A 12,487-nucleotide genomic window follows, 5' to 3' on the forward strand; every position below is an offset into this window, starting at 1 on the left:
TGCGCGGCGCCCCGACCCGAGCCCTCGACCCGGCAGACTGTCCCGGTGGCCGAGCAACCGGAACTGACCATCCAGGGCTGGGGTCCCCCGGGGACCCGCGTCGCGCACGTGGCCGACGGGTCGCTGGAGCTGACCCCCGACGCCGCGATCAAGCGCACCCTGCCCAAGGCCGCCCGCAAGCACCTGGCCCGCGAGCTGGGCTGGACGCCGCGCAGCACCCCGCCGGTACCCGTCGAGTCGATCGAGCTGGCCCCCAGCCGACTGCCGGTGCCGGTCCGCGCCGAGCTGGTGACCCTGCTCGGGGTCGAGAACGTCCGCGACGACCGGGAGTCCCGGCTGCGCCGCACCGGCGGCAAGAGCTACCTGGACCTGCTCCGCCGCCGCTCCGGCGACGCCACCGACGCACCGGACGCCGTCCTCACCCCGGCCGACACGGCCCAGACCGCCGCGCTGCTGGAGCTGTGCAGCCGGCACGGGGTGGTCGTCGTCCCGTTCGGCGGGGGCACCAGCGTGGTCGGCGGGCTGTCGGGCACCGACGTCGACGACCGGCCCGTGGTGGTGGTCGACCTGGCCCGCATGGCCGGGGTGGTGTCGGTCGACGTCCCCTCCTCGCTGGTCACCGCGGGGCCGGGGATGCGCGGCCCCGCCCTCGAGGACGCCCTCGCCGAGCACGACCTGACGCTGGGCCACCTGCCGCAGAGCTGGGAGTTCGCGACCCTGGGCGGCTACGCGGCCACCCGCAGCGCCGGTCAGGCGTCCACCGGCGTCGGCCGCTTCGACGACCTGGTCGAGGGGCTCACCCTGGCCACCCCGACCGGCGTCCTGGAGGTCGGGCACGCCCCCGCCTCGGCCGCCGGCCCCGACCTGCTCGGCCTGGCCGTCGGCTCCGAGGGCACGTTGGGGGTGATCACCGAGGTCACCCTGCGGGTCCGCCCCCGACCGCGCACCGAGGGCTACGAGGGCTGGTCCTTCCGCAGCTGGGCGGCCGGGCTGGCGGCCCTGCAGCGGCTGGCCCGGCACGACCTGCTGCCCGACGTCGTGCGCCTGAGCGACCCCGACGAGACCCGGGCCAACCTGGTGCTGGCCGGCGGCGCCGGCGCCCGGGCGCTGCGCGGGGCCCTGCGCGGCCGCGGGCACGGCAGCGGCTGCCTGCTGGTCGTCGGGTGGCAGGGGCTGCCCACGATCGTCCGCGCCCGGCAGCGGGCGGCCAGCTCGCTGCTGCGCGAGGACGGCGGCAAGCGCGCCGGCACCCGCGTCGGCGAGGCGTGGGAGCGCCACCGCTTCGAGGGCCCCTACCTGCGCGACCGGCTGCTGGACCTCGGCCTGCTGGTCGAGACGCTGGAGACCGCGGCGACCTGGAGCGCGCTGCCCACGGTGTACGACGCGGCCCGCCGGGCGCTGCGCGAGTCGCTGTCCACCCCCGGGACGCAGCCGCTGGTGATGACCCACCTCTCGCACGGCTACGCCACCGGCGCCTCGCTGTACCTGACGGTGCTCGCCGACCGCGACGACGACCTGCCGATCCAGCAGTGGCTGACGGCCAAGCGGGCGGCCACCGACGCGGTGCTGGCCGCGGGGGGCACCCTCACCCATCACCACGCGGTGGGTGCCGACCACCGCCCGTGGCTGGACCGCGAGATCGGGACGCTCGGGGTGGACGTGCTGCGCGCGGTCAAGGCCACGCTGGACCCGGCCGGGATCTGCAACCCGGGGGTGCTGCTGCCCTCCTGAGGGTTTGGACCGCGCCCCGGGCGGACACCCACCGCTCCATGAGCCAGGACGTCGAGAACAGCGCGCCCGAGCACGGCTCCATCGAGCTCGTCGACGACGGGCAGCTGCTCGTGTTCACCGGCGAGATCGACAAGGACGTCGTCCGGCACTTCCGGCTGATGGTCCGGCCGGCCGACTGGCCGAGCCGGGTGGACGCCCGCGAGGTGACCTTCATGAGCTCGGCCGGGCTGGAGCTGATGGTGCACCTGGCCCGCAAGCAGAAGCGGGCCGGCGCCGAGCTCGAGGTCGTCGAGCCCCCCACGTCGCTGCGGCTGCTGCTGAACCAGACCGGCCTCAACCGGGTGTTCCGCTCGGTGCCGGCCCCGGCCCCGGTCACGCCCGCCTGAGCTCGGCGGCCAACGCCACCAGCTCGGCTCAGCGCGACCGGCCCACCGGCGGCAGCTTGGCGGCCAGGCTGCGGGACAGGAACCCGCCGATGACCGCGGACAGCACCCCGACGAGGACGACGAAGCCCGTGCCGACCTGCTCGGCGCCCAGGGCCGCCAGCCCGAAGAAGCAGAGCGCGGCCACCGCCACGGCGAGGCCGAGGCCGAGCACCACGACGAACCAGGCGGGTTGCTGCTCCTCGTTCTCCACAGGGCACAGTCTGCCCATGACTTCTCCCCTGGTCACCAGCGAGGTCGGTCGACTGCGCACCGTCGTGCTGCACCGGCCGGGCGCCGAGCTCCGCCGGCTCACCCCGCGCAACAACGACGAGCTGCTCTTCGACGGCGTGCCCTGGGTGGCCCGCGCCCAGGAGGAGCACGACGCGTTCGCCGCCGCGCTGACCGACCGCGGGGTCGAGGTGCTGCACGTGGACCGGCTGCTCAGCGAGGTGCTCGAGATCCCGGCGGCGCGCGAGCAGCTGGTCGCCGCCGCCGTCGACGACCCGCGCATCGGGGCCACCCTGCAGCGGGCGTGCGTCGACCACCTGTCGGGGCTGGCCTCGGCCGACCTGGCCGCGGCGCTGATCGGCGGGCTGGCCCACGACGAGCTGCCCGGCGCCCGCGGCCTGGCCTTCGAGCTCATGGGCCAGGGCGACTTCGTCGTGCGGCCGCTGCCCAACCTGCTGTTCACCCGCGACTCCAGCGTCTGGGTCGGCGACCAGGTGGCGGTGACCTCGCTGACCATGCCGGCCCGGCACCGCGAGTCCACGATCACCGGGGCGATCTACGCCCACCACCCCCGCTTCGGCGGGCCGCAGCGGCTCTACGACCCCTCGCTGGAGCACCTCGAGGGCGGTGACGTCCTGCTGCTGGCGCCCGGGGTGCTGGCCGTCGGCGTCGGCGAGCGGACCACCGCCGGCGGGGCCGAGCGGCTGGCCCGGCGGGTGTTCGCCCGCGGGCTCGCGCACACCGTGCTGGTCGTCCCCATCGCCCAGGAGCGGGCCACCATGCACCTGGACACCATCGCCACGATGGTCGACGTCGACGCCATGGTCATGTACCCCGCGGTGGCCGACACCCTGGCCGCCTGGACCGTGCGCTCCGGTGACGACCCCGACCACGGCGACCTGCGCATCACCGGCCCGCAGCCGTTCCTCACCGCCGCCTCGGCCGCCATGGGCATCGACCGGCTGCGGTTGATCGACACCGGCCTGGACCCGGTCACCGCCGAGCGCGAGCAGTGGGACGACGGCAACAACACGCTGGCCCTGGGGCCCCGCCTGGCGGTCGCCTACGAGCGGAACACGGTGACCAACAAGGCGCTGGAGGCCGCCGGGATCGAGGTGGTGGCGATCGCCGGCGACCAGCTGGGCAGCGGCCGCGGGGGTCCGCGGTGCATGAGCTGCCCGGTCGTCCGGGACGCCTGAGCCGGGGTCGACAGGTCGTCCTGTCGAGGTGGGCGGGCCGGTCACCGACCTTTCCGGAACGAGTTCGGACTTTCGCGTGCACGGGTCGGTCGGCTCGGCCGAAGCCTGGTCCGCGACGAGGGCCTCCCCGCCGCGCCGACGCCAGGCCCCTGGAGGAACCATGACCCGTCCGCCCACCCCGGCCCCCGCCCCGCGTGCGACGGACCACCGGCTGCTGCAGTGGTGGTACGACCGCCCGGTGCGCACGAAGGTGCTCGCGGTGGTGACGCTGGCCGCCCTGGTCTCGGTCGTCGTCGGGGTCCTCGGCGTGCTGGCCGCCGGCCGCAGCGCCGACGACACCCAGGCCCTCTACCGCGAGAACCTCCTCCGGGTGGCCGCGGCCGGGGACATGCGCGCCGCGCTGACCGACGTCCGCATCGCCACCCGCGACGCCCTCATCGCGGCCACGCCGGCCGACGCCCAGACCGTGCTGGACGGCATCCCCGACCTGCAGCAGGCCTTCGGGACCGCCGCCGACGACTACACCGGCGCCGGGTTGACCGGTGAGCGCGCCAGCACCCTGGCCGACGCCGAGCAGTCGTTCTCGGCCTACGTCACCGCGGTGCAGGACACGCTGGGCCCGCTGGCCCTCTCCGGCGACGAGGCCGGGTGGCGCACGGCCAACCAGTCGGTGGCCAAGCCGCTGGTCACCCAGGCCGAGTCCGACATCGACCGGCTGCGCAGCCTCGAGCGGAGCTCGGGGTCCGACGCAGCCACGACGGCGCAGGCCGCCTACCGCACCGACCGGCTCGAGGTCCTCGCGGTGATCGCGGTCGGCGCCGCCCTCGCCCTGGCCGCCGGCGCCTGGGTCGCCGCCGGTCTCGCCCGCGGGGTGCGGTGCGTGCAGGACGTCGCCGAGGCCCTGGCCGCCGGCGACCTGACGAAGGCCAGCGCGTTCGGCACCCGGTGCGAGCTCGGGCAGATGAGCGCCGCCCTGGACGGCGCGGTGGTCAGCATCCGCGACGTCATGGACTCGGTGGCCCGCTCCGCCGACGCCGTCGCCGCCTCCTCCGAGGAGCTCTCCGCCTCCAGCTCGCAGATCTCGTCGGCCGCCGGCGAGACCTCGACCCAGACGTCCCTGGTGTCCTCGGCCGCCGACGAGGTCTCCCGGTCGGTGGCCACGGTGGCCGCCGGCGCCGAGGAGATGAGTGCGGCGATCCGGGAGATCGCGCAGTCGTCCGCCGACGCGGCCCGGGTGGCCGCCGACGCGGTCGGCGAGGCGGAGGCGACCAACGCCACGATCGCCAAGCTGGGGGTCTCGTCGAAGGAGATCGGCGACGTGGTCAAGGTGATCACCTCGATCGCGGAGCAGACGAACCTGCTGGCCCTCAACGCGACCATCGAGGCCGCCCGGGCCGGCGAGGCCGGCAAGGGCTTCGCCGTCGTCGCCAACGAGGTCAAGGAGCTGGCCCAGGAGACCGCCCGGGCCACCGAGGACATCGCCCGCCGGGTCGAGGCCATCCAGGCCGACACCGGGGGTGCGGTGACGGCGATCGGCCGCATCGGCACCGTCATCGGCCAGATCAACGACTACCAGCTGACCATCGCCAGCGCCGTCGAGGAGCAGACCGCGACGACGAACGAGATGTCCCGGTCGGTGGCCGAGGCCGCCGCGGGCACCACCGAGATCGCCGCCAACATCACCGGCGTCTCCGCGGCCGCCACCTCGACCACCCAGGCCCTGGGCCAGACCGGGCTCGCCGTGGACGAGCTGGCCCGGATGGCCGCGGAGATGCGGAGCGCGGTCTCCCGGTTCGTGCGCTGAGCCCGGGGTGCGCTCCCCCGTCAGCCCGGGGAGCGCACCCCGAGCGCCTCGACCTGCGGCGAGCTGAACACCCGGTCGGGGTCCAGCGCGTCGAACAGCGCCCGGGCCTCGGCCAGCCGGGGCACGACGGCGGCGACGTCCCTGACCGTGTGCGCCTTGCCCCAGTGCGGCCGGGCCCCGACGGCGCTGAGGACCTCGCTGACCAGCGGCACCGCCACCTCGCGCGCCCCGGCGGTGCGGCGCCAGGTGAAGTGGACGGCGAGCGAGTCACGGCCGTGCGCCATCGAGAGCCACAGGGCGTCGGCGGCCACCGTGCGCAGCTCGCTCACCACCAGGTGCTCGCGGATCCGGTCCCCCACCCCGGCCACGGCCGCGATCGCCGCGGCGGCGTCGGCCCGGTCGACGAAGAACTCGGACTGGATCTCGTCGCCGTTGCTGGGGGTGGCGTCGTGCCGGAAGTGCGGGAGCCGCTCGTGCCACGGCCCGGGCAGCCCGCCCTGCGGCGTCACGTTGCCGACGATCTCGTCGGTGATCCGGTCCCGGCTCACCGGGTCACGGGGGGCACCGAGCAGCTCGTCGGGCACCTCCGCCGGCAACCGGGTCTTCACCCACAGGTCGGCCGTGCCGTCCCACCGGGTGAAGGCGCTGACGCTGTCGCCGGCCCCGAAGGCCTCGTGCACCTCGGCCGTCGCGGCACCGCGGTACACGTCCTGCCGGACGTCGTAGGTCGGCTCGGTGGCCAGCACCAGCTCGGTGACCACGCCGATCGAGCCCAGCGCCACGGCCTGCGCCGCGACGTCGTCCCCGGTGACCGTGCGCAGCTCGCCGTCCGGGCCGACCAGGGTGAACCCGCGCACCGCGGTGGCCAGCGCACCGGCCCGGTCGCCGGACCCGTGGGTGCCGGTGGCGACGGCGCCGCCGACCGAGATGTGCGGCAGCGACCCCAGGTTGTGCAGGGCGCGGCCCTGCCGGTGCAGCTCGCGGGCCAGCGCGCCGAACGTCGTCCCCGCGGTGACCACGACCGTGCCGTCGGGGCGGACGTCGACCCGGTCGGCCAGCGCGGTGAGGTCCAGCAGCACGCCCGGTGAGTCCGCCAGACCGTTGAAGGTGTGCCGGGTGCCCAGCGCCCGGACGGCGGTCGCGCCCCGCACCACCTCCTGCAGGTGGGCGACGTCCCGTGGGCGCACCACCGGTGCGGCGTAGCGGTGGGTGCCGGCCCAGTCCAGCTCCACGCGGGGTCCTCCGTCGACGGTCACGACGACCACCGTAGGCGGACGGTAGAACTGGACGGTCGTACCTGTATTGAGGTACGGTCGTACCAATCTGTTGGAAGGAGGCCGTCGTGGCCTGGGCACTCGTCGTCGTCGCCGGTCTGTTCGAGACCGCGTTCGCCGTCTCGCTGAAGAACTCCGAGGGCTTCAGCCGGCTGTGGTGGACGCTGTCGTTCGTCGTCTGCGCCGGCATCAGCTTCACCCTGCTGACCCTGGCGCTGCGCACCCTGCCGGTCGGGTCGGCCTACGCGGTCTGGACCGGCATCGGGGCCGCGGGCACCGCCGTCGTCGGCATGTGGTTGCTGGGCGACCCGGTGGGCACGCTGCGCATCCTGTCGATCGTGCTGATCGTGGCCGGGGTGATCGGGCTCAACCTGGCCCCGTCGTCCGCCCACTGATGACCACACCCAAGGGCGAGGCGCGGCGCGAGGCCATCGTCGCCGCGGCCGCGGACCTGGTCGTCCGGCAGGGCCCCGGCGCCGTGTCGCACCGCACCGCGGCCACCGCGGCCGGGGTGCCGCTGGCCGCGACCACCTACTACTTCCGCGACCTGGCCGACCTGCGGGTGGCCGCCGTCGACCGGGTCGCCGAGCAGGAGCTGGCCCGGGCCGCCGAGCTGGTCGCCGCGCTGCCGACCGGCCGCCGGAGCACCGGTGAGACCGCAGCCCGGGTCGTCGACGTCCTGCTCGGGGCGCACTGCCGCACCGACGACCAGGTGCTGGCCTTCTACGAGCGGTTCCTGGCCGGTGGCCGGCACCCCGAGCTGCGGCCGACGCTGCAGGCCACGCGGGCCCGGCTGGATGCCCTGGTCGGGCAGGTGCTGACCGGCGGCGGGCACCGCGACGTCCCGGTCGGCCGGCTGGTCGCCCTGGCCGACGGCACCGCCCTGTCGGCCCTGGTCGAGGGCCGCGGCGAGGCGCGGTCGGCCACCGAGGCCGCGGTGGCCGACCTGATCAGCCGGCGCCGCCGCTGGTGATCACCTCAGCGGCGTAAACGGAGGTTACTGCGGGATCCGGCGGGTACCCCGACGATGTCGTTCAGTCCGCGAGCGCAGGAGCCTGCCATGACCGCCCACACCACACCCGAACGCCGTCCCCGCGTCCACGAGGAGAGCGTGGACACCGCCACCGCCCACCGGGTGGTCGTCGTCCACCGCATCGGGGCCTTCGCCGTCGCCGCCGTCCTCGCCGTGTTCGGCGTCCTGGGCTTCGTCGGCGGTCTGGACTTCTTCTCCACCGACGGCGGCACGGTCGCCGGCCTGTCCAGCAACGGCCTGCTCTCGACCATCTCGCTGGTCACCGCCGCCGTGCTGGTCGCGGCCGCCGTGAAGGGCGGGCGCGTCGCCGGCATCGTCATGACCGGGGTGGGCGTCGCGTTCCTGCTGTCGGCGTTCTGGCACCTGTTCGTGCTCAACACCAGCCTGAACGTGCTGGCGTTCGCGATGTCGAACGTCATCTTCTCGATCGTGGTGGGCCTGCTGCTGCTCACCCTGGGCCTCTACGGCCGGGTCAGCGGCAACCTGCCCGAGGACAACCCCTACCGGGCCAACCTGGCCTCCGGCAGCACGGGGGACGACGAGGAGCCCGAGCTGCCCCCGGCCACCGCGGCCGAGCGGCGCGCCGAGCGCGCCATGCGCGAGGCCGAGGTCGCCGTCACCGAGCACCGGGCCACCGCGCAGCAGCGGGCCATGGTCGAGGCCATGGCCCACGAGCGCACCAAGGCCGGCCGCCGCCGGGTGTGGATGCAGCACAGCTGACGGCACCGGGGGTGGGCCGGTCGACGACCCACCCCCGGGAGCGTCAGAGGCCCTGGGCCAGCCGGTGGTAGGCCGCCGACCAGCGCAGCTCCTTCGCCAGGCTGCGGCGGGTGGTGTCGGCGTCGATGACGACCAGCTCGGTGCGGAACACGTCGGCCAGGTCGGTCAGCTCGGCCGTGGTCAGCTGGGTGGTCAGCACCGTGTGGTGCGGGCCGCCGGCGGTGAGCCAGCCCTCGGTGGAGGTGGCGAAGTCGGGGCGGGGCTCCCAGACGGCGCGGGCCACCGGCAGGTTGGGCAGCGGCTCCGACGGCGGGACGACGTCGATCTCGTTGGCCACCCAGCGGAACCGCTCGCCCAGGTCGGCCCAGCCGATGACGACGCCCTCGGCCGGGGCGGCGGAGAAGACCAGGCGGGCCGGGTCCTCCTTGCCGCCGATGCCCAGCGGGTGCACCTCGAGCGAGGGCTGCTCGCCGGCGATCGTCGGGCAGACCTCGAGCATGTGCGCACCGAGGATCTTCGGCGTCTCGGACGAGAGGTCGTAGGTGTAGTCCTCCATGAAGGAGGTGCCGCCGGGCAGGCCGCGGCCGGCGGTCTTGAGCACCCGCAGCAGCGCCGAGGTCTTCCAGTCGCCCTCGCCGCCGAAGCCGTAGCCGTCGGCCATCAACCGCTGCACGGCGAGGCCGGGCAGCTGGCGCAGCGCACCGAGGTCCTCGAAGTTCGTGGTGAAGGCGCCGAAGCCGCCCTCGGTGAGGAACTGGCGCAGCGCGACCTCGAGCCGGGCCTGGTAGCGCACCGAGTCGTGCCGGTCACCACCCGGGCGCAGGTCGTCGGCGATCGCGTACAGGTCGAGGTACTCGGCGATCACCGCGTCGACGGCGGCGTCGGTCACGGTGTCGACGACGGCGGCCAGGTCGTTCACGCCGTAGGTGTTCACGGAGACGCCGAAGCGCAGCTGCGCCTCGACCTTGTCGCCCTCGGTCACCGCGACGTTGCGCATGTTGTCGCCGAACCGGGCCAGCTTCAGCGAGCGGGCCTCGGCCGCGGCCACGGCGGCGCGGGCCCAGCCGCCCACGCGGGCCTGCACGGCGGGGTTGCCCGCGTGCCCGGCCACGGTGGTGCGGGGCACCCGGAGCCGGGTGAGGGCGTAGCCGTACTCCCGGTCGCCGTGGGCGGCCTGGTTGAGGTTCATGAAGTCCATGTCGATCGTCGCCCACGGGAGGGCGGCGTCGGCCTGGGTGTGCAGGTGCAGCAGCGGCTTGCGCAGCGCGTCGAGGCCGGCGATCCACATCTTGGCCGGGCTGAAGGTGTGCATCCAGGTGATGACGCCGACGCAGGCCGCGGTCTCGTTGGCCTCGCCCATCGCCCGGCGGATGGCGCCGGGCTCCTTGAGCACCGGCTTCCACACGATGCGCACGGGCACGCCGGCCGCGGCGTCGAGGGTCTCGGCGACCCGCTGCGACTGCTCGGCGACCTGCTGGAGGGTCTCCTCGCCGTAGAGCTCCTGGCTGCCGGTGAGGAACCAGATCTCCTGGTCGGGGAACGGGGACTCGCTGGTCATCTGCGTGCTCACTTCTGTCCGTAGACGTTCTGGTAGCGCTCGTACAGGGCGTCGATGTCGGCCTGGGGGATCGGCACGGGCTCACCCAGCTGCCGGGAGATGTGCACGGTGCGGGCGACGTCCTCGGCCATCACCGCGGACTTGACCGCGGCCCGGGCGCTCTTCCCGATGGTGAACACCCCGTGGTTCTGCATGAAGACCGCCGTGGACCGGTGGCCCGACAGCGTCTCGACGATGCCGCGGCCGATGGAGTCGTCGCCGATGAGGGCGAACGGCCCGATCGGGATCGGCCCGCCGAACTCGTCGGCCATCGCCGTCAGCACGCAGGGCACCGGCTCGGCCCGCGCGGCCCAGGCCGCCGCGTAGGTGCTGTGCGTGTGCACCTGACCGTTGACCTCGGGCATGGTGCGGTAGACGTAGGCGTGCGCGTCGGTGTCCGACGACGGACCGCGGACGCCGTCCACCGCGACGCCGTCCAGGTCGCAGACGGTGATGCCCTCCCAGGTCAGCCCGTCGTAGTCGACGCCGCTGCCCTTGATGACGAAGAGGTCCTCGCCGGGCACCCGCTCGCTGATGTTCCCCGCCGTCCAGGTGACCAGGGCGTTGGTCACCAGCAGCCCGTGCAGCGCGGCGACGTGCTCGCGCTGCTCGCGGTGGGTGCCGCGCTCCTCCCCGGTCGCCGTGCGGACCGTCAGCCGGGCCGACGTCGGGCTGTCACACGCTGAGCACATCGGACTGCTCCTCGATCGCGGGCGCCTCGACCTCGGGCGCGACGGGGGTGGCGGTGGACGGCGCGCCGCCGGCGCGGCGGGCGGCCGCGTCGCGGCGCAGGGCGCGCAGCCGGTGCAGGACGTCGTTGCCGCCCCCGGCCTGACCCTCGCCGCGGCCGAAGAAGTCGTGCAGCCGGCGGTACTCCGCGAACAGCGCGTCGTAGCGGTCGGCCCGCTCGTCGTCGGGCGTGTAGACCCCGCGCAGCACCTTGCCCATCGCGCGCGAGGCGGCCGGGACGTCGGGGTGCGCACCCGCGGCGACGGCCGCGTGGATGGCCGAGCCCAGCGCCGGACCCTGCTCGGAGTCGATCGTCGACAGCGGGCGGCGGCAGATGTCGGAGTAGAGCTGCATGAGGAAGGTGTTCTTCAGCAGCCCACCGGCGACGACCAGCTCGGTGACCGGCACGCCCGAGCCCTCGAAGGCCTCGATGATCGTGCGGGTGCCGAACGCGGTCGCCTCGAGCAGGGCGCGGTAGGTGTCCTCGGGACGGGTGGCCAGCGTCTGGCCGAGCACGACCCCGGACAGCTCGGCGTCGACCAGCACGGAGCGGTTGCCGTTGTGCCAGTCCAGCGCGACGAGGCCGTGCTCTCCGACCTCCTGCTGGGCGGCCAGCTCGGTGAGCAGCTGGTGCACGCTGATGCCGCGCTCGCCGGCGGCCTGCACGTAGGCCGGGGGGACCGAGGTGTCGACGAACCAGCCGAAGATGTCGCCGACGCCGCTCTGCCCCGCCTCGTAGCCGTACCGGCCGGCGGTGATCCCGCCCTCGACGACCCCGCACATGCCCGGGACGTCGGCGAGGGTCTCGCCGTTCATCACGTGGCAGGTCGAGGTGCCCATGATGGCGACCATCTGACCCGGGTCGATGGCCTGCGCGGCCGGGGCGGTGACGTGCGCGTCGACGTTGCCGACGGCGACCGCGATGCCCTCGGGCAGCCCGGTCCACTGCGCGGCCTGACGGGTGAGGCCACCGGCCCGCTCCCCCAGCTCGCCGATGCGGTGGTCGAGCTTGTCGTCGACGAACCCGGCGAAGTCGGGGTTCAGCGCGGCCAGGTAGTCGCGCGAAGGGTACGCGCCGTCCTGCCGGATGCCCTTGTAGCCCGCGGTGCAGGCGTTGCGCACGTACTCACCGCACAGCTGCCAGACGATCCAGTCGGCGGCCTCGACCCAGTGGTCCATGGCCGCGTAGACCTCGGGGTCCTCCTCGAGCAGCTGCAGCCCCTTGGCGAACTCCCACTCGCTGGAGATCAGCCCGCCGTAGCGCGGCAGCCATACCTCGCCGCGCTCGGCGGCGAGGGAGTTGATCCGGTCGGCGTGCGGCTGGGCGGCGTGGTGCTTCCACAGCTTGACGAAGGCGTGCTTGCGGCCGGCGAACTGCTCGAGCTCGCACAGCGGCGTGCCGTCGGCCGTGGTGGGCACCATGGTGCAGGCGGTGAAGTCGGTGGCGATGCCGACGACGTCGGCCGGGTCGACGCCGGACTCGCGCAGCGCCTTCGGCACCGCTGTGCGCAGCACGTCGACGTAGTCCGCCGGCACCTGCAGGGCCCAGTCCGGCGGCAGCAGCTCGCCGGTGCCGGGCAGCTCGCGGTCGACCACGGCGTGCGGGTAGGGGTGGGTGGCACTGGCCAGCTCGGCCCCGTCGGAGACCCGGACGACGACCGCCCGCCCCGACAGGGTGCCGTAGTCGACCCCCACCACGTACTGCTCGCTCACGTTGCTCCTCCTGCGGTCGACGCGTGCTCCGACG

Annotated in this window: 12 protein-coding genes; 7 read left to right on the forward strand and 5 right to left on the reverse strand. The window is 74.6% G+C overall.

Annotated features, from left to right (window positions below; genetic code table 11):
• Positions 1 to 45 precede the first annotated feature (45 nt).
• Together BLS67_RS15135 and BLS67_RS15140 are read left to right on the forward strand one after the other, a co-directional pair.
• Positions 46 to 1,731, forward strand: a complete 1,686-nt coding sequence (locus tag BLS67_RS15135) for an FAD-binding oxidoreductase (RefSeq protein ID WP_091246669.1) — start codon at positions 46 to 48, stop codon at positions 1,729 to 1,731.
• Positions 1,732 to 1,769: 38 nt separating this feature from the next.
• The gene (locus BLS67_RS15140) at positions 1,770 to 2,117 is read left to right on the forward strand and encodes an STAS domain-containing protein (RefSeq protein ID WP_091246671.1); all 348 of its coding nucleotides are present in this window, start codon (positions 1,770 to 1,772) and stop codon (positions 2,115 to 2,117) included.
• Positions 2,118 to 2,145: 28 nt separating this feature from the next.
• On the opposite strand, the gene BLS67_RS15145 is transcribed toward BLS67_RS15140, so the two are convergent.
• Positions 2,146 to 2,367 (reverse strand): hypothetical protein, encoded by a 222-nt coding sequence (locus tag BLS67_RS15145; protein WP_091246673.1) that lies wholly within the window; start codon positions 2,365 to 2,367, stop codon positions 2,146 to 2,148.
• Positions 2,368 to 2,383: 16 nt separating this feature from the next.
• On the opposite strand from BLS67_RS15145, the gene BLS67_RS15150 reads away from it, so the two are divergent.
• The gene (locus tag BLS67_RS15150; RefSeq protein ID WP_091246674.1) at positions 2,384 to 3,583 is read left to right on the forward strand and encodes an arginine deiminase; all 1,200 of its coding nucleotides are present in this window, start codon (positions 2,384 to 2,386) and stop codon (positions 3,581 to 3,583) included.
• A 160-nt stretch (positions 3,584 to 3,743) separates the two neighbouring features.
• Positions 3,744 to 5,387 (forward strand): methyl-accepting chemotaxis protein, encoded by a 1,644-nt coding sequence (locus tag BLS67_RS15155; RefSeq protein WP_091246676.1) that lies wholly within the window; start codon positions 3,744 to 3,746, stop codon positions 5,385 to 5,387.
• A gap of 20 nt (positions 5,388 to 5,407) precedes the next feature.
• Here BLS67_RS15155 and BLS67_RS15160 read toward each other — a convergent pair whose 3' ends face one another.
• Positions 5,408 to 6,643: an FAD-binding protein gene (locus BLS67_RS15160; RefSeq protein ID WP_207500633.1), complete on the reverse strand. Its 1,236-nt coding sequence runs from the start codon at positions 6,641 to 6,643 to the stop codon at positions 5,408 to 5,410.
• Between the two features lie 86 nt (positions 6,644 to 6,729).
• On the opposite strand from BLS67_RS15160, the gene BLS67_RS15165 reads away from it, so the two are divergent.
• The 3 genes from BLS67_RS15165 to BLS67_RS15175 all read left to right on the forward strand — a co-directional run bounded on the left by BLS67_RS15165 (position 6,730) and on the right by BLS67_RS15175 (position 8,414).
• On the forward strand, positions 6,730 to 7,056 hold the full coding sequence (locus tag BLS67_RS15165; protein WP_091246681.1) for a DMT family transporter: 327 nt from the start codon (positions 6,730 to 6,732) through the stop codon (positions 7,054 to 7,056).
• Positions 7,056 to 7,634, forward strand: coding sequence for a TetR/AcrR family transcriptional regulator (locus BLS67_RS15170; protein WP_091246683.1), 579 nt, complete (start codon positions 7,056 to 7,058; stop codon positions 7,632 to 7,634). Before BLS67_RS15165 ends, BLS67_RS15170 begins: the two co-directional genes overlap by 1 nt.
• 87 nt (positions 7,635 to 7,721) lie before the next feature.
• A complete protein-coding gene (locus BLS67_RS15175; protein WP_091246684.1) occupies positions 7,722 to 8,414 on the forward strand; it encodes a DUF4383 domain-containing protein in 693 nt (230 codons plus the stop codon).
• A 43-nt stretch (positions 8,415 to 8,457) separates the two neighbouring features.
• Here BLS67_RS15175 and araA read toward each other — a convergent pair whose 3' ends face one another.
• The 3 genes from araA to araB are packed head-to-tail and all read right to left on the reverse strand — an operon-like array spanning position 8,458 to position 12,453.
• Positions 8,458 to 9,984 (reverse strand): L-arabinose isomerase, encoded by a 1,527-nt coding sequence (gene araA, locus BLS67_RS15180; RefSeq protein WP_242654112.1) that lies wholly within the window; start codon positions 9,982 to 9,984, stop codon positions 8,458 to 8,460.
• The gene (locus BLS67_RS15185) at positions 9,981 to 10,703 is read right to left on the reverse strand and encodes an L-ribulose-5-phosphate 4-epimerase (protein ID WP_091246686.1); all 723 of its coding nucleotides are present in this window, start codon (positions 10,701 to 10,703) and stop codon (positions 9,981 to 9,983) included. The genes araA and BLS67_RS15185 overlap by 4 nt, the downstream gene beginning before the upstream one ends.
• Complete coding sequence (gene araB, locus BLS67_RS15190; RefSeq protein ID WP_207500634.1) at positions 10,687 to 12,453, reverse strand: ribulokinase; 1,767 nt, start codon at positions 12,451 to 12,453, stop codon at positions 10,687 to 10,689. Before araB ends, BLS67_RS15185 begins: the two co-directional genes overlap by 17 nt.
• Positions 12,454 to 12,487 lie beyond the last annotated feature (34 nt).

This window comes from Klenkia soli (genome assembly GCF_900103975.1).
GTDB lineage: Bacteria > Actinomycetota > Actinomycetes > Mycobacteriales > Geodermatophilaceae > Klenkia > Klenkia soli.